Source organism: Micromonospora sp. NPDC006766 (assembly GCF_040636055.1).
Lineage (GTDB): Bacteria > Actinomycetota > Actinomycetes > Mycobacteriales > Micromonosporaceae > Micromonospora.
The window spans coordinates 84633-101087 of the sequence record NZ_JBEYIX010000011.1 but is presented as its reverse complement, the minus strand read 5'-3'; the positions used below and the strand labels follow the sequence as shown (position 1 = coordinate 101087).

Here is a 16455-nt window from a genome sequence, read left to right as displayed (position 1 = left end):
CATACCCACCGCGAGCGGCTCTACACAAGCCCGCGCCCCCGGTGGCCGGTTGCAGGCCTCTTCGCCGAATCGTGAAACCTCCGGCCAAACCGGGGCAGTTGGCGGTAGACAGAGTAGCCGGGGCCGGCTGTGCCCGAAGGCGCCGCGACCAAGCAACTGGTCACCAACCCGCTGCGCCAGACGCGGGTGCGCTACCGCCGGCCCTACGGCACCCGGTGGGAGGACCTGGACCTCGACACGGCGATGGACATGATCGCCGACCGGGTCATCGCGACCCGCGCGCAGACCTGGACCGACCGCGACGAGCAGGGGCGGCGGCTGCGCCGCACGATGGGCATCGCGGCGCTCGGCGGCGCGACGCTCGACAACGAGGAAAACTACCTGATCAAGAAGCTCGGCACGGCGCTGGGCGCGGTGCAGATCGAGAATCAGGCCCGCATTTGACACTCTTCCACCGTTCCCGGTCTGGGAACCTCGTTCGGTCGCGGCGGCGCCACCACCTTCCAGCAGGATCTGCAAAACTCCGACTGCATCGTGATGCAGGGCTCGAACATGGCCGAGTGCCACCCGGTGGGGTTCCAGTGGGTCATGGAGGCGAAGGCGCGCGGCGCCACGCTCATCCACATCGACCCTCGGCTGACCCGCACCGGGGCGCTGGCCGACGTGCACGTGCCGATCCGGGCCGGCACCGACATCGCGCTGCTCGGCGGCCTGATCAACTACGTGCTCAGCAACGGCCTCGAATTCCGCGAGTACGTGGTCAACTACACCAACGCGGCGACGATCATCAACGAGGAGTTTCAGGACACCGAGGACCTCGACGGGCTCTTCTCCGGCTGGCGGGACGACACCTCAAGCTACTCGACGGACAGCTGGCAGTACGAGGGCGTCCGCGTGGCGAGCGCGGCCGGCAAACGGGAGCAGGGCGCCAAGCAGCGGCGGGAGGCCGGTGAGCAGCGGTCGCACCAGCGGCACGCGACCGAGCGGGGCCACGAGCACGGCAGCCACGGCGCCTCGTTGACGGACCTGCACAAGCTGAGCCGGGACGAGACCCTGCAGCATCCGCGATGCGTGTTCCAGCTGTTGAAGCGGCACTACCGCCGCTACACCCCGGAGGCGGTGGCGAAGATCTGCGGCATCCCGGAGGAACTGTTCGGGCAGCTGGCGCGGGCGGTGACGCAGAACTCCACCCGGGACCGGACCACGGCCTGGGCGTACGCGGTGGGGTGGACCCAGCACACCGTGGGGGTGCAGTACATCCGGGCCGCGTCGGTGCTGCAACTGCTGCTGGGCAACATCGGGCGGCCCGGCGGGGGGATCATGGCCCTGCGCGGTCACGCCAGCATCCAGGGCAGCACCGACATCCCGACGCTCTACAACCTGCTGCCGGGCTACCTGCCGATGCCGCACCCGGACACCCACGGCAGCCTCGACGCGTACGTCGCCGACGACTCCGCCGAGACCGGCTACTGGGGCAACATGCGCGCCTACGCGGTCAGCCTGCTCAAGGCGTACTGGGGGGATGCGGCCACCGCCGACAACGACTTCTGCTTCGACTACCTGCCGCGCATCACCGGCGACCACAGCACCTACAAAACGGTGCAGGCGCAACTCGACGGCACCTGCAAGGGCTACTTCCTCAACGGCCAGAACCCGGCGGTCGGGTCGACCAACGCCCGGGCGCAACGCCTCGGCATGGCGAACCTCGACTGGCTCGTGGTCCGGGACTTCGCCCTGATCGAGAGCGCCACCTGGTGGCAGGACGGCCCGGAGATCGAATCCGGCGAGCTGCGGACCCGGGACATCGGCACCGAGGTGTTCTTCCTGCCCGCGGCCGCGCACACCGAGAAGGACGGCAGTTTCACCAACACCCAGCGGATGCTGCAGTGGCACCACAAGGCGGTCGACCCGCCCGGCGACGCGCGCAGCGACCTGTGGTTCTGGTATCACCTGGGCCGGCGGATCCGGGCGAAGCTGGCCGGTTCGACCGCCGACCGGGACCGCCCGATCCTCGACCTGAACTGGTCCTACACCACCTCCGGCCCGCACGAGGAGCCGAGCGCCGACGAGGTGCTGCAGGAGATCAACGGCCGGCGGGCGGACGGCTCCTGCCTGTCGACGTACGAGGAGCTCGCCGATGACGGCTCCACCGCCTGCGGGTGCTGGATCTACTGCGGCGCGTACGCGGCCGGGGTGAACCAGACCGCGCGGCGTAGGCCGCACACCGAGCAGAACTGGGTGGCGCCCGAGTGGGGCTGGGCCTGGCCGGCGAACCGCCGCCTGCTCTACAACCGCGCCTCCGCCGATCCGCAGGGCAGACCGTGGAGTGAGCGTAAGGCGTACGTGTGGTGGGACGCCGAGGCGAAGAGGTGGACCGGGCACGACGTGCCGGACTTCCAGCCCACGAAGCCGCCGGACTACCGGCCGCCCGAGGGCGCGAAGCGGCAGTACGCCCTGTCCGGCATCGACCCGTTCATCATGCAGGCCGACGGGAAGGGCTGGCTCTACGTCCCGGCCGGGCTGTCCGACGGGCCGCTGCCGACCCACTACGAGCCGCAGGAGTCACCGGTGCCGAACCTGCTCTACGGGCAGCAGCAGAACCCGGCCCGGGAGACCAGCCGGCGGCGGGACGTCGACCCCTACCAGCCCAGCGGCGACGACACGGGCAGCGGCGTCTTTCCGTACGTGCTGACCACGTACCGGCTCACCGAGCACCACACGGCCGGCGGGATGAGCCGCTGGCTGCCGTACCTGTCGGAGCCTGCAGCCGGAGATGTTCTGCGAGGTGTCTCCCGAGCTGGCCGCCATCGTCGGGCTGGACCACCTCGGCTGGGCCACCATCGTCACCGCCCGCAGCGCCATCGAGGCGCGGGTGCTGGTCACCGACCGGATGGTCCCGGTGCGGGTGCACGACCGGATCGTCCACCAGGTCGGGCTGCCCTACCACTGGGGCCGCAACGGCATCACCACCGGCGACTCCGCCAACGACCTCACCCACATGTCCCTCGACCCCGATGTGCACATCCAGGAGGTCAAGGCCCTCACCTGCGACATCCGGCCCGGCCGCCGTCCCCGCGGCCCCGACCGTCGTCACCTGGTCGAGGATTACCTGCGGCGTGCCGGGATCACCGCGGCGACCGGCACCGCGCACCGCACCACGGAAAGGCACGGCGAACCGGCATGACCGACAACCTGCTGGAGGGTACGAGGGACCCGGCTCCCGACGCCGGCTACCCGCAGCCGCCACCGCGCATGGGCTTCTTCACCGACACCTCCGTGTGCATCGGGTGCAAGGCGTGCGAGGTCGCCTGCAATGGAGTGGAACCTGATCCCGGAAGACGGGCTCTCCCTGCTCGGAATGTCGTACGACAACACCGGCATGCTCGGCGCCGACACCTGGCGGCACGTCGCCTTCATCGAGCACGACCGCCCACTCGGCCGGCAGAACAACGCGATCGCCCTCATGCCGACCGGCCCATCCGCGGGCGCGCACAACGAGCTGATGGTGGCGGACGGGCGTACCGAACTGCGCTGGCTGATGGCCAGCGACGTGTGCAAGCACTGCACCCACGCCGCCTGCCTGGACGTGTGCCCCACCGGCAGCCTGTTCCGCACCGAGTTCGGCACGGTGGTGGTGCAGGAGGACATCTGCAACGGCTGCGGCTACTGCGTGCCCGCCTGCCCCTACCCGCCCGGGCATGCGCCGCGCCGCCCGGCTCATCTCGGGCGGCGCGACCGGGCTGTCGCTCGCGGTCCTGATCGGTGACCTCGGCCGGCCCGGGCGTTTCGTGCACATGCTGCGCGTCGTCAAGCCAACCTCACCGATGTCGATCGGCACGTGGCTGCTCGGCGCTTTCAGCCCGCTCGCGGCGGTCGCCGCGCTCGACGAACTCTCGGCCGTGCTGCCCCGCCGCGGGGCGGACCTCGTCGGGCGCCTGGCCCGTCCGAGCGGCCTGGCCGCCACGGCCGTCGCCCCCGCGATCACCACGTACACCGGCGCGCTGATCGCCAACACCGCCGTGCCGGTATGGCACGAGGCGCACCGGGAACTGCCGTACCTGTTCGGGGCGAGCGCGCTCGCGGCGGCCGGCGGCCTGGTGGCCGCGACCTCTCCGGCGCGCGAGGCGGCACCCGCCCGGATCGCCGGCATCGCCGGAGCCGTGGCGGCGCAGGAGCTCCACCGGGCCATCCACCGCCGGCTCGATACGGTGGCCGAACCGTTGACCGACGGGCGACCGGGCCGACTGCTACGCGCCTCCCGCTGGTGTGCCCGCACCGGAACAGCTCTGCTCGCGACCTCGGCGATCCGGCCCAGCCGGGCCCTGGACGTGGTAGGTGGACTGGCGCTGGCCGCCGAATCCGCGCTGACCAAGTTCGCCTACTTCCATGCCGGCACCGCGTCCGCCTCGGATCCGAAGTACACCGTGCTGCCGCAGCGCGAGCGGTCGCAAGGAGGTTGAGCAACTCGCCTGAGTCGCACCGGCGCGGGTCGGGTCGATCTAAGCGATATGCCCCTGAGTCATATCTATCTCTCAGGGGCATATCGCTCAACAGGGGAGCGGCTGGCCCAGCGGACGCCGCGGACCGCCGTCAGACGGCGGCCGGCTCGACGACGTTGCTCGTGGCGACCTCGCTGCGGTCGCGTACGGCGTAGACGCCGATCGCGAACAGCACGGCGAAGAAGACGTCGTCGGGAAGGATGAACCAGGCCCCGGGCAGCCCGAGGGCGCCGAGCAGGCACGACACGATTAGCGCGACACCGATCCACCACGGCAGCGCCCGGGCGCGCAGCACCGCGATGCCGAGGCAGATCGCGCCGACGACCAGGCTGAGCAGCGCGACGCCACCGAAGATGGTGAAGCCGGTGGGCTCGTCGGTGGGGATGCCGCCGTGGTCGACCAGGTACGGCTTCACGAACGCCTCGATGACGCCCTCGCCGATGTCCAGCATCAGCAGCGCGGCGGCGATGCCGACGTAGCCGACGATGTGCAGCTTCGGTGCCCGCCCGGCGAAGGTCAGGATCACCGGCAGCCCCAGCACGATGATGACGTTCCCGCCGATCGCGATCCCTTCGAACAGCGGCCAGAGGTGGTAGCGGAAGACCTCGTCGCCGCTGCCCGGCGCGAGAAGGTTCGCGGCGAGGTAGCCGAACGCCGCGACGATCGTGCCGATGATGAGCGCCCATCCGGCCAGGCGCTTGAGGTTAACGGTCATGGTCTCCTCCTGGGTCGCGCCGCCCCTCGACAGCGCACCATCAGCGTCGATGCCGCCGGGCCGGAACGTCGTCGTGCCTTGGTTGGTCGCGGGTAGTTCCCGGGTCGCGACCGGTGCGGGACGAATACGACCTGCGGATGACGCCGCCCGGGTCCGCCCGTCGGTAGCGTGCGGGTGTGATGCTGTGGACGGCGCCGGCCGAGTCGCCGGCGCGAGCCGAGTCGGAGGCGCGGGCGTGGCTGCGGCGCAGGCCGGCGGCGCTGCTGCCGGACGCTCTGCTCGCGCTCGCGGTCGCCGTCTTCGCCCAGCTCGACATCCTCTTCGACCTCGACAACTCGACCCGGTACGGCCCCATGCCGCCCGTGGTCGTGTCCACCCTCGTGGCGGCGCTGGTGCTGGCGCTGCGGAGGCTGGCGCCGCTCGCCACGGCTGTGGTCGTCGCGGTCGCGATCACCGCACCGATGCTGGCCACCCCGCTGACGTTCACCCTGTGGGGCGGCTTCCTGCCGCTGCTGATCGCCACCTACTCGGTGGCCCGGCACAGTGAGCGCACGCCCGCCTGGCTCGGCGTCGCGGCCACCGCCACCACGGTCGTCGTCGTGATGCTGCGCAACCCGGACGCCGGCACCGTCAGCAACATCCCGTTCGCCGCGGTGCCGTTCATCATCGTCCTCGTCGCCGGCCGGGTGCTGCGCGCCCGGGCCCGCAGCCACTCCGACGACCGGGCCCGAGCCCAGCGGCTGGAGGCCGAGCGGGAGGAGGCGATCCAGGCCGCGCTCGCGGAGGAGCGCTCCCGCATCGCCCGCGAACTGCACGACATCGTCGCCCACTGCGTCAGCGTCATGGTCGTGCAGGCGGGCGCCGCCGAAGACCTGCTCGACCGCGATCCCGCCAAGGCGCACGCGCCGCTGCGCTCGGTCCAGGAGACCGGACGGCAGGCGGTCGGCGAACTGGGCCGGATGCTCGGCCTGCTACGCGGGGAAGGGACGCGGCTCGCGCTCACGCCGCAGCCGGGCACCGCGGATCTGGCCGAGTTGGTCGACCACATGGCCGGCATCGGCCTGCCGGTCACGCTCACCGTGGCGGGCCCGGCGCACCCACTGCCGCCCGGCGTGGACCTGACCGTCTACCGGATCGTGCAGGAGGCGCTCACCAACGCCCTCAAGCACGCCGCGCCCACCACGGCCCACGTGATGCTGCACTACGACGAGCAGTCCGTGCGGGTGAGCGTACGGGACACCGGACGCACGGGCGCGCCGGCGGAACCGGACCCGAACGGGGTCGGCCACGGGCTGCTCGGAATGCGTGAGCGGGTGGGACTCTACGGCGGCACCCTGGAGGCCGGACATGCCAGCGGCGGCGGCTTCGCCGTGGCCGCGAGCCTGCCGTTGCAGGCGGCCCCCCGATGATCCGGGTCCTGCTCGTGGATGATCAGGCGCTGGTGCGCGGTGGATTCCGCTCCATCCTCAGCGGTCAGGAGGACATCGAGGTCGTCGGCGAGGCGGCCGACGGCGCGGAGGCGGTCGACAGCGCGTTGACCCTGCTGCCCGACATCATTCTCATGGACATCCGGATGCCACGCATGGACGGGATCGAGGCGACCCGCCGCCTGCTGCGGGGCGGGCGCTGCCCGGCGCGGGTGCTCATCCTCACCACCTTCGACGAGGATGAGTACGTCTACCAGGCGCTGCGCGCCGGGGCGAGCGGCTTCCTGCTCAAGAGCGCACCGCCGCGCGAGCTCGCCGGAGCCGTCCGCACGGTCGCCGCGGGCGACGCGCTACTGGCGCCGGAGATCACCCGGCGGATGATCGAGGAGTACGTACGCCGTCCGCGACCCGGCTCGGGCCGGCCGGCCGGGCTGGAGGCGCTGACCCCGCGTGAGCTTGAGGTGCTGGGTCTCATCGCCCGTGGTCGTTCCAATGCGGAGATCGGCGCGGAACTCTTCCTGAGCGAGCCGACGGTCAAGACCCACGTGACCCGCATCCTCGCCAAGGTCGGCCTGCGCGACCGGGTCCAGGCCGTCGTCTTCGCCTACGAGTGTGGTCTCGTTCAACCCGGCCACTGACCCTTGTCGGTGACCAGATCCAGATTGACGGCCGAACCCGGCCATTACGTGGCGAACCCGATGTCTGTCCCATTTCCGGGGTCGTGGGTGCTGCGGCTGGACATTCGGATCTCCGATTTCGACGAGACACCCGTACGTGTCCCCTTCGCGGCCCGCTGAGAGCCATCCGTGCCGGAGCCGAACGCGCGCTGACCAGGCTATTGCGCACCGGCGATGCCTCCAGCATGATCACCCGTTAAACAGCCTCTGGCTGCTTGGTTAATCACACCACCACTGTGGTGCAGCTTTCAGTCACGCTTCGTGGCGACATGAAGCCCGTCTATTGAACGTTCGGAGTAACGGATGAGATTACCCGTTGGAAGAGCGGGGAGGGGCAGAGCCCTCCTGAGAGGCGCGATCGTGCTTGCCACGGCGGCCGCGCTGCAGATGTCGTGCCTCGGCGCGGCCCACGCGGACCCGACCGGTCCCGTCAGGCCTGGCACGGTCGGGGCGGCCGAGGCCGACGCGACCAGACTGCAGAACCAGGCTGACACGGCCGCGAAGAACGCCGCGCGGGCAGCCACCCAGCTGGACAAGGCCAAGGCCAAGGCGGAGGAGGCGGCGCAGGCGGCGGCTGCCGCCGCCGCAGTGGCCGAGCAGTCGGGCAAGAACGGCGACAAGCAGAAGGCGGACAACGCCGCCGTCAAGGCCGCGAACGCGGCCGCCGAGGCGGCGCAGGCGCAGCTGGAGTACAACGAGAAGGCCGCCGCGGCGGCGCAGGCGGCTGCGGCCGCGGCGGAGGCGGCGACCAACGCCGAGCGTGAGGCCGCGTCGCTCGCCGGCATCAAGCCCGGCGTCGACATCGCGGGCACGGAGACTCTTCCGGACACCGGAATGTTCCCGGACAACGCGATGCACAGCGACAACGTCAAGGTTGTCGGCCACGTCCGTGGTGTGTTGTCCGCCGACGGCAGCTGCCCCGCCTTCAAGGCGACGAAGTGCCCGGCGTTCTCGTCGTTGAACTTCGTGCACTTCGAGACGCTCGGCTACGACATGATGGTCGCCAACGGCACCGGTGGTCTGGCCATCTGGTCGCTGAAGAACCCCGAGCGCCCGGAGTACATCGCCGCCGTCACCGTCGCCCAGCTCAAGCAGCCGGGCGAGACCATGACCCGGTTCTGGGAGGGCGAGAACCTCACGGTCGACAGTCGGCGCAAGCTGGTCTACCTGACCCGCGACTCGGGCACCAAGGGTCTGTTCATCATCGACATCAACGACCCGTGGCACCCGAAGCTGCTGGGCTTCCACCCGGTCCGGCTCGGCCACACCGCGACGTGCATCAACGACTGCCGGTTCATCTGGTCCGTGGGGTCGGGTGCCAGCGGCATCAGCGCCCCCGTCTACGTGACCGACGTGCGTGACGTCAACCACCCGTTCACCTACAGCAAGGCCGTCGCCGCCGACGTCCGGCGTACCGGTGTGACGAGCGGCTCTACGCACAGCGTCGACGTCGACTTCGACGGCGTCGTCTGGGTCTCGGGCAGCGGCGGCGTCCGTGGCTACTGGACGGAGGGCAAGCACTACGACCCGGTCACGAAGACCACGCGCTTCGCGACGGCGTACGACCCGATCCCGTACGCGGGCGGCAGCGTCACCGGGCTGGAGGGCGCCTTCCTGCACAACGCCTACCGCTTCCCGAACGCCCTGGGCGACCGCCCGAAGGGCGACGTCATGCTCATCACCAACGAGAACAACAACCAGAACTGCGCCAAGGCCGGCCTGTTCATCCTCGCCTCGATCGAGGGGACGCACGACGAGGGAATCACCTCCACGCCGGCGAACCCGGTCAAGATGGGGCAGCTCGCCACGTACAGCCCCGGGGGCAAGCCCGGCCATTACGTCGACCCGACGGGTAAGGCCGGCGACTGCTCCGCGCACTGGTTCACGGTGAACGGCAACATCGTCGCCGCCGGTTTCTACGAGCAGGGCGTCCGGTTCCTGGACATCTCCGACCCGCGCAACCCGCAGCAGGTCGGCTGGTTCCGGGTGCCCGACCGGGCCGCCGGCCCCGACGGCCCGGCGATCATCGGGAGCAACGCCTCGTCGGCCTACTGGCACAACGGGTACGTCTACGTCCCCGACTACGGTCGTGGCGTTGACATCCTCAAGTTCACCGACAAGATCCCCGGCAAGCGGGAGAACAAGGTCTGCTGGAACTCCTGCGAGAAGTAGTCTCCAGCGGGCATTTCGTACGTGGAGGGGCCCCGCGCCGCGACCGGCGGCGGGGGTCCCTCCCCGTCACCCGCCCCGAGGCCGCCTGCCTCGACCACCTGTTCCAGCACGACCGGAGCCGAGAGAAGAGCACCATGCAGCTCCCGACGACCCTCGACGGCCGCGGCCGTACCCGCCGCACCCGCTGGCTCGCACCGATAGCCCTCGCCGTCCTCACCCTCCCGGCCGTGGTCGCGTGCACCTCGACCGACGACCCGCCGGCCCCGCCCCGGGGGGAGATCGCCTTCGGTGTGCTCGCCCCGCTGTCCGGGCCGGACAAGGTACGCGGGCAGGACCTGGTCGACGGGGCGCGGATGGCGGTGGACGACCTCAACGTCCGTGGTGGAATCATCGGGCTGCACGTCTCCCTCGTCACCGTCGACGACGAGTGCCTCGACGACGGCGGCAAGGAGGCGGCAAAGCAACTTCACCTCACCGAGAAGGTCGCCGGCGCGCTCGGCGGCGTCTGCGACGATGCCGCCGAGGCCGCCGCGCGGGTCCTCGGCGGTAACGGGATGCCGTTCCTCATCACCTCCGCCAACGCGCCCACGCTGGTCAGCGCGGAGGACACTCCCACCGCCTATCTCACCAACGGCACGCCCTACCAGGAAGCGCTCGCGGCGGTGCACTGGATGGCCTACCAGGCGGCGCAGCGGCTCGCGGTGATCGCTGACGACACCCCGCAGTCCGCGTACCTGGTCAACCAGGTGATCTCGGTGGCGTCGCCCGTTCCCAAGGTGGTCAGCAAGCAGACCCTGACCGCCGGAAAGCCGGACCTGACCGCCGCCGCCACCACCGCGCTGGCCGCCGACCCCGACGTTGTGTACTGGGCCGGCTCGGCGCAGGAATCCGGCCAGCTGGTCGCGGCGCTGCGGAAGGCCGGCTACAAGGGCAAATACGTCGCCTCCGCGGCGTCGGAAAGCCCCGATTTCCTGTCCGCCGCCGGCCCGGACGGCGCCGAGGGCGCGTACGTGATCACCACGGCGAGCCCGCAGAATCTGCCCGCCGCCGCGGCCTGGACCGCGCGTTTCACCAAGGCCTACGGTCACGCGCCGGGCCGGGACGCGCTGCAGGCCTACGACGCGCTGCGCGCCCTGGGCCAGGCCGTGACGCAGACGGGAAAGGTGGACCCCGCGTTGAACAGCGAACAGCTGACCAAGCTCGAGGAAACCTTCACCACGTTCCTGGGGCAGCTGCGGTTCGCCCCCGACCACACGGTCAAGTACGACAACCATCTCGTGCTGACCGTCAAGGACGGTGCCCTCACTCTCGCCGACACACTGCGTTCGGACAGCGACTCCTGAGGGCCGGTGATCGAGTGCCCGCCTCTCCGCCCCCGATGAAGTGAGCCATCCGTGATCTTGAGCTCCCGCGCCACGGCGGCCCTCGCGCTGGCCGCCGTCTGCGCCGCCGTCACTGGCTGTTCCAGCGCCGCGGACGCCACGGCGAGTAAGCCCTCCTACACGGCCGACGATGTCAAGACCGCGTACTACACGGCCAAGGACGCCGGTGAGGGCGCGCGCGACTACTGGTACGACCGGGATTTCCACTCGCACACCAACTACGTGCCGCCGAGCGCCATCCAGACCTGCCCGTACGTGCAACGCTCGGACGCGCCCAACGCACCGGCCAACAACGTTCAGCCCGTTGGTGGCCAGCCTGTGGGGCAGTTCGCCGTGGAGCCCAGCCGGGCGACCGACACCAGCGTCCCCTACGTGACCCAGAACGCCCTCGTCTTCGCCTCGACCGCCATCGCCGACAACGCGATGGGCGAGGTGGACGCCGGGTTGGCCAGCTGCCCCGGGGCGTACGAGGTCGAAGGGGGGCCCCCGGTCATTCTCGGCGCCTACCGGGTGACCAGCCGCCCGATCGAGGTGTTCGGGTGGAAGGGGTACGTGCAGCAGCTTGCCCACACCTACCCGCCGGGGCAGGACGACGTCTATTACGAGGACATCGCCATCGTGGTGCTTCACCGGGCGAACCTCATCCTCTACCTCGACCTCACTCAGAAGAAGATCGTCGGAGACCGCGCCGACGCGGCCGACCAGGCCAGGGCAGCCATGGAGAAGGTGCTGCGGCGGCTGGGCTGACCGAGACCCGGGTACGCGGCGGCTGCCGCCTCTCAATCACCGATCAATCGAAGAAATCTGGAGTACACATGCTTCGCCGAGCCGTACGTAGCCTGGTAACCGTGGGCGTGGTGGCCTGCCTGGTCGGCGTCCTGCCGGCGGCGGCGTCCGCGCATGTCACGGTGAACCCGGGCACGGCCACCCAGGGCGGCTATGCCGCCGTGTCGTTCCGCGTCCCCAACGAGCGTGACAACACGAACACCACCGCGGTCGAGGTGCAACTTCCGACGGACACCCCGCTGGCCTCGATCTCGGTGAAGCCGCACCCCGGCTGGTCGTACGAGATCACCAGGAAGAAGCTGGACACGCCGATCGAGGCGCACGGCGTGCCGATCAGCGAGGTCATCGACAAGATCACCTGGACCGCGGCGGACCCGCAGTCGGCGATCAAGCCGGGCGAGTACGACGAGTTCTCCGTGAGCGCCGGGCCGCTGCCGACGACCGACCAACTGGTCTTCAAGACGCTGCAGCACTACAGCGACGGCGAGGTGGTGCGCTGGATCCAGGAGCCGGCCTCCGGTGCCGACGAGCCGGAGCGGCCCGCGCCGGTGCTCCGGCTCGTACCCAAGAACGCGGCCTCGTCGACGGGCACCGAGCAGGCGACTGTGGCCGTCGGCGGCACGGCTGCGGCCCAGTCGGATGCGGGGGTGCGGTGGGCGATCGGGCTGTCCGTGGCCTCGCTGGTGATCGGCCTCGGGTGCGCGGCGACCATGGTCGTACGGTCCCGCCGGACGCGATAGGCCCGCAACGGTTACGTCGTGCAGCAGGGTGTGGTGGGGTATATCTGAGATCTGTTCCGTCAAGCTCAGGACAGGCGGCCGCCGCAGCGTGATGGCTGCGGCGGCCGCGTCCGGACCGATCCAAGGGAGAGCCGTGAGCATTGCCGGTCAGTCAGCTGATCTGTCGCAACCGCCGGCCTCGGTCGCCGCGGAGAAGGTCGGCGTCAATGACGCCGTCGCGGCCGCGCTGACCCGGTGGATCGGGTCCATGCCGGCCCTCTACGTCGCGCTGGTCTTCGTTGGCGGCTGGATGGCGCTGGCGACCTGGGGGCCGCTGCACCAAGCCGATCCGTACCCGTTCGCGTTCCTGTTGTTTCTGAACAATGTGGTGCAGCTCGTGCTGTGCTCGGTGATTCTGGTCGGCCAGCGGGTGCTCGGCTCGGCCGCCGACCGCAGGGCGGTGCAGACCTACGAGAACGCCGAGGCGATCTTCGCGCGGGTCGCAGACCTGCAGGCCCACCTCGACCGGCACGACAGGGCGCTCAGTCGCGGGGTCAGCCTGCTGCACACCAGCCCACACCCCTGGATCGAACGACACCGGGTGCAACCTCCGCCGCAGGCCATCGACCAGGCGGTGGGCGCCAACGGTCGGATCGCGGCCTGGCTCACGCAGCGGCTGGGCAGCATGTGGGCCTTCTACGCCGCCGCCGGAACGCAGGTGTTGTGGATCGGTCTGGCCATCCTGGGCGCGCAACGGGTCGACCCGTACCCGTTCGCGTTCATGACGTTCCTGTCCGCATTGGCCCAGCTCATCTTCATGATCGTGATCATGGTTGGGCAGGACGTCCTGGATCGGGCCGCCGACCGTCGGTCCGAGCAGACCTTCCTGGACGCCGAGGCCATCCTGCACGAATGCCGGCGGATGAAGGCGCGGCTGACCGCACAGGACCGGATCATCGACAGCCTCGCCGACTACGCCGCGGCCGAGGTCACCGAGCACCTGGCCGAGGCGATCCACCACGCCCCGCTGCTGCCGACCTTCGAGACCGGTCAGGCCTCGGGCGGCGGCCCCGAGGGGCCGCCGTGGGACCAACTGCCCGAGGAACTGAAGGAAACGGCCCGCAGCCAGGCCCGGCGGATCGGCGAGCGGCTGGCCGAGATCCGCTGCCTCATGGTTCCGACGTTTGACCGCACACGTACCTTCGCCTTCAGCGACTATGAGGTGGAACTGCTGGCCCGGCGGGAGTACGAACACCAGACGATCGAGCCGGCGCCGGGCCCGGTGCCCGAGCCGACGCGCTGGGAGCAACTGCCCGACGAGACGCGCGCCCGGCACCTGGCGGCGGTGCGGCGTATCCCCGCCCTGCTGGCCGACGTGGGCTTCCAGGTGCTGCGCGACGGCACGGGGAACACCCCGGGGGAAACAGACTTCACCGCCGAGGAGTGGGCCACCCTGCAACAGGCGATGATGGCGTCCGGCGTGCTCGTGTCACTCGCCGAGGGTGTCGTGGACGCCGAGGAGATCTTCGCCCTGGTCAAGGTGCTGCGCGAAGCCAGCATCGCCCACCCCAACCGGTTCATCCGCGAGCTGGCGGCCGCGTCCACCTTCACCACCGGGCTGCAACCCGGCACCGGCTACGTCGACTACAAGGGTTTCGCGCTCGATACGATCCGCGCGGCCACCGCCATCATCGCCAGCAAGGCGCCGACGGAGGTGGCCGATTACCGTGCGCTGCTCATCGAGCTCGCCACGGTCGTCGCCGACGCGAACAACGAGGGCGGGTTCTTCGGCCTCGGCGCTCGACCCCGTACCCCTCGCGAGGCCGCGGCCATCGAAGCAGTGCGGCAGGCGACCGAATGTGACGGCAACAGCCCCAGGCCACCGGCTCAGGCCCGCTCCGACCAACCCCTGACCAGCGGTCGTTAGCTGTTCGGCGCGCAGTCAAGCCCGAGGGCTGACCAAGCCGGTCTGGTAGGCGATGACGACCAGCTGCGCCCGGTCTCGCGCACCCAGCTTCGCCATCGCGTGGCTGACATGGGTGCGGGCGGTAGCCGGACTGAGGAACAGCTCGGCGCCGATCTCGTCGTTGCTCAGCCCCTGTCCCACCAGGGCCATGACCTCACGCTCGCGTTGCGTCAGCACCGCCAGCCGTTCCTCGCCGGCCTGGGTGACGATCCGATCCGCGGTGAACTGGGCGATGAGGCGTCGGGTGATCCGCGGCGCGAGCAACGCCTCGCCGGCGGCGACCACCCGGATGGCGTGCAGCAGCTCGGCCGGACCGGCGTCCTTGAGCAGGAAGCCGCTCGCGCCGGCCTGCAACGCCTCGAAGACGTACGCATCAGTGTCGTACGTGGTCAGGATCAGGACCCGTACCTGCTCGAGACCCCGCGTCCCGGCGATCTGGCCGGTGGCCTTGATCCCGTCGAGCTTCGGCATGCGGATGTCCATGAGCACGACGTCGGGCCGGGTGGCCCGGGCCCGCTCCACGGCCTCGGCGCCGTTGGCCGCCTCCCCGACCACCGTGATGTCGTCCTCGACGTCGAGCAGCCCCTTGAACCCGGACCGCACCAGAACCTGGTCGTCGGCGAGCAGCACCTTGATCGGGGGGCCGTCGGACGACGACGTGGCCGTTGCGCTCACGAGTGCACCGCCTGGGCCGGAACCAGCGGCAGCCGCGCCTTGACCTCGAACCCGCCGCACGGCCGCGGCCCGGCGGTCAGCTCACCGCCCAGGAGGCCACAGCGCTCGCGCATTCCGATGATCCCACGGCCCGGCTCGGCCGAGCTGCCGGCGCTGGCCCGGTGTCCGCCCAGCGCGCCCGGACCGGCCGGGGCACCACCCGAGGCCTCCCGGCCATCCTCATTGGCCACCCGTACCTCCAGAGCATCGGTTCCATATTCGAGCTCGACCGTCACCCGGGTCGGTCCGACGTGACGGATCACGTTGGTGATCGACTCCTGCAGAATCCGGTAGGCGGTGGTGTCCACCGCGCTCGGCAACGACGTCGCCGGTGAGCTCACCTCGACCCTGACGTCGAGTCCGGCCTCGCGCGCCATCGCGGTGAGGTCGTTGACCTGGGCCAGGCCGGGGTGCGGCACTCGCCCGTTGTCCGGAGAACGAAGCACACCGAGGATCGCCCGCATCTCGTGCAACGCCTGGGCGCTCGTCTGTTCGATGATGACCAGCGCGTCGCGCGCCCGTTCCGGCCGCTTGTCGAGCAGGTACGCGGTGACGCCGGCCTGCACGTTGATGATCGCGATGGCGTGCGCGACGGTGTCGTGGACCTCGCGCGCGATCCGGAGCCGCTCGGCGTCGACCCGCGAGCGCGCCTCCTCCTCCCGGTTCCGTTCGGCCTGTCGGGCCCGCTCCAGGGCTTCGGCAGCGATGACCCGCCGGGATCGGACCGACTCACCCAGGGCGGTGGCCATGACCGACGCCGCGATCCGGAAGAACACCCATCCGATGGCGGCCCTCGGCTCGATGCCGGCGGCGGCGATGAGCCAGCCGGTGGCCAGCACCGTGATACCCACGCCGGCGATCATCAGCGACCTGCGCCCGTCGCCGTAGGCGGTCAGCGTGTACAGGGCGACGAAGAGCCCGATCCACACCGGCCCGTCCGAAAAGCCGACGGTGTAGTACACCAGGCTGGCAAGAGCGGCCGCGCTGAACACCGCCGCCGGCCAGCGGCGGCGCACGGCGAGTACCAGGCCAGTCACGATCAGCAGGAGGTAGCCCAGGTGCCCGAGGTCGGTCAGCGGCCGCGATCCCACCGCCGCGGGTTTCGCGAGGCTGCCCTGGACCTGCATCACGGCGACGAGGAGCCCGAGCAGGACGTCCTGCGCCAGGACCGGCAGGCGGAACGACGCCGCTCGGCGTTTCATCCCGTGATGATAATGGCCGCGCCTGGGTGACCGGCTACGGCGACGGGCGCGATCAGGCGGGGGCCGCCTACGCAAATCTGCGTAGGAACGGTCATCCGCTGCCCGAGGACGCGTGGGGGTCGGCGGCGCGACGATCGCTGCCGTGACTCAACCAACTGCGCTGTCCGCGCGCGACGACCGCCAACGCTCACCCGAC

At 70.5% G+C, this 16455-nt stretch carries 11 protein-coding genes and 2 pseudogenes; 10 read left to right on the top strand and 3 right to left on the bottom strand.

From position 1 onward, the window contains the following. Window positions 1-115 precede the first annotated feature (115 nt). The 3 genes and pseudogenes from fdh to nrfD form a co-directional block, all read left to right on the top strand. Window positions 116-3184: pseudogene (gene fdh, locus ABZ671_RS13735) on the top strand (formate dehydrogenase); the annotation flags it as partial. Then, a pseudogene (locus ABZ671_RS13730) lies at window positions 3181-3688 on the top strand (4Fe-4S dicluster domain-containing protein); the annotation flags it as partial. The pseudogenes fdh and ABZ671_RS13730, both read left to right, overlap by 4 nt. 10 nt (window positions 3689-3698) lie before the next feature. Further along, a complete protein-coding gene (gene nrfD / locus ABZ671_RS13725; protein ID WP_357856362.1) occupies window positions 3699-4460 on the top strand; it encodes an NrfD/PsrC family molybdoenzyme membrane anchor subunit in 762 nt (253 codons plus the stop codon). Between the two features lie 130 nt (window positions 4461-4590). On the opposite strand, the gene ABZ671_RS13720 is transcribed toward nrfD, so the two are convergent. Continuing rightward, a complete protein-coding gene (locus tag ABZ671_RS13720; RefSeq protein ID WP_357856359.1) occupies window positions 4591-5214 on the bottom strand; it encodes a hypothetical protein in 624 nt (207 codons plus the stop codon). Between the two features lie 179 nt (window positions 5215-5393). Between ABZ671_RS13720 and ABZ671_RS13715 the strand changes: the two genes are divergently transcribed. The 7 genes from ABZ671_RS13715 to ABZ671_RS13685 all read left to right on the top strand — a co-directional run bounded on the left by ABZ671_RS13715 (window position 5394) and on the right by ABZ671_RS13685 (window position 14304). Next, a complete protein-coding gene (locus tag ABZ671_RS13715; protein WP_357856440.1) occupies window positions 5394-6623 on the top strand; it encodes a sensor histidine kinase in 1230 nt (409 codons plus the stop codon). Beyond that, the gene (locus ABZ671_RS13710; RefSeq protein WP_357856356.1) at window positions 6620-7279 is read left to right on the top strand and encodes a response regulator transcription factor; all 660 of its coding nucleotides are present in this window, start codon (window positions 6620-6622) and stop codon (window positions 7277-7279) included. Before ABZ671_RS13715 ends, ABZ671_RS13710 begins: the two co-directional genes overlap by 4 nt. Window positions 7280-7678: 399 nt before the next feature. After that, complete coding sequence (locus ABZ671_RS13705) at window positions 7679-9490, top strand: hypothetical protein (RefSeq protein ID WP_357856353.1); 1812 nt, start codon at window positions 7679-7681, stop codon at window positions 9488-9490. A 134-nt stretch (window positions 9491-9624) separates the two neighbouring features. Continuing rightward, the gene (locus ABZ671_RS13700) at window positions 9625-10833 is read left to right on the top strand and encodes a branched-chain amino acid ABC transporter substrate-binding protein (RefSeq protein ID WP_357856351.1); all 1209 of its coding nucleotides are present in this window, start codon (window positions 9625-9627) and stop codon (window positions 10831-10833) included. Between the two features lie 51 nt (window positions 10834-10884). Next, window positions 10885-11619 (top strand): hypothetical protein, encoded by a 735-nt coding sequence (locus ABZ671_RS13695; protein WP_357856348.1) that lies wholly within the window; start codon window positions 10885-10887, stop codon window positions 11617-11619. A gap of 101 nt (window positions 11620-11720) precedes the next feature. Continuing rightward, window positions 11721-12398: a YcnI family protein gene (locus ABZ671_RS13690; RefSeq protein ID WP_357856345.1), complete on the top strand. Its 678-nt coding sequence runs from the start codon at window positions 11721-11723 to the stop codon at window positions 12396-12398. 133 nt (window positions 12399-12531) lie between these two features. After that, entirely contained in the window at window positions 12532-14304 is a 1773-nt protein-coding gene (locus ABZ671_RS13685) for a DUF1003 domain-containing protein (protein WP_357856342.1), read from the top strand. A 15-nt stretch (window positions 14305-14319) separates the two neighbouring features. On the opposite strand, the gene ABZ671_RS13680 is transcribed toward ABZ671_RS13685, so the two are convergent. Together ABZ671_RS13680 and ABZ671_RS13675 are read right to left on the bottom strand one after the other, a co-directional pair. Beyond that, window positions 14320-15018 (bottom strand): response regulator transcription factor, encoded by a 699-nt coding sequence (locus ABZ671_RS13680; protein ID WP_357856339.1) that lies wholly within the window; start codon window positions 15016-15018, stop codon window positions 14320-14322. Further along, window positions 15015-16259 carry a sensor histidine kinase gene (locus tag ABZ671_RS13675; protein WP_357856335.1) on the bottom strand — a complete coding sequence of 415 codons (1245 nt, stop codon included), beginning with the start codon at window positions 16257-16259 and terminating at the stop codon, window positions 15015-15017. The genes ABZ671_RS13680 and ABZ671_RS13675 overlap by 4 nt, the downstream gene beginning before the upstream one ends. Between the last annotated feature and the right edge of the window lie 196 nt (window positions 16260-16455).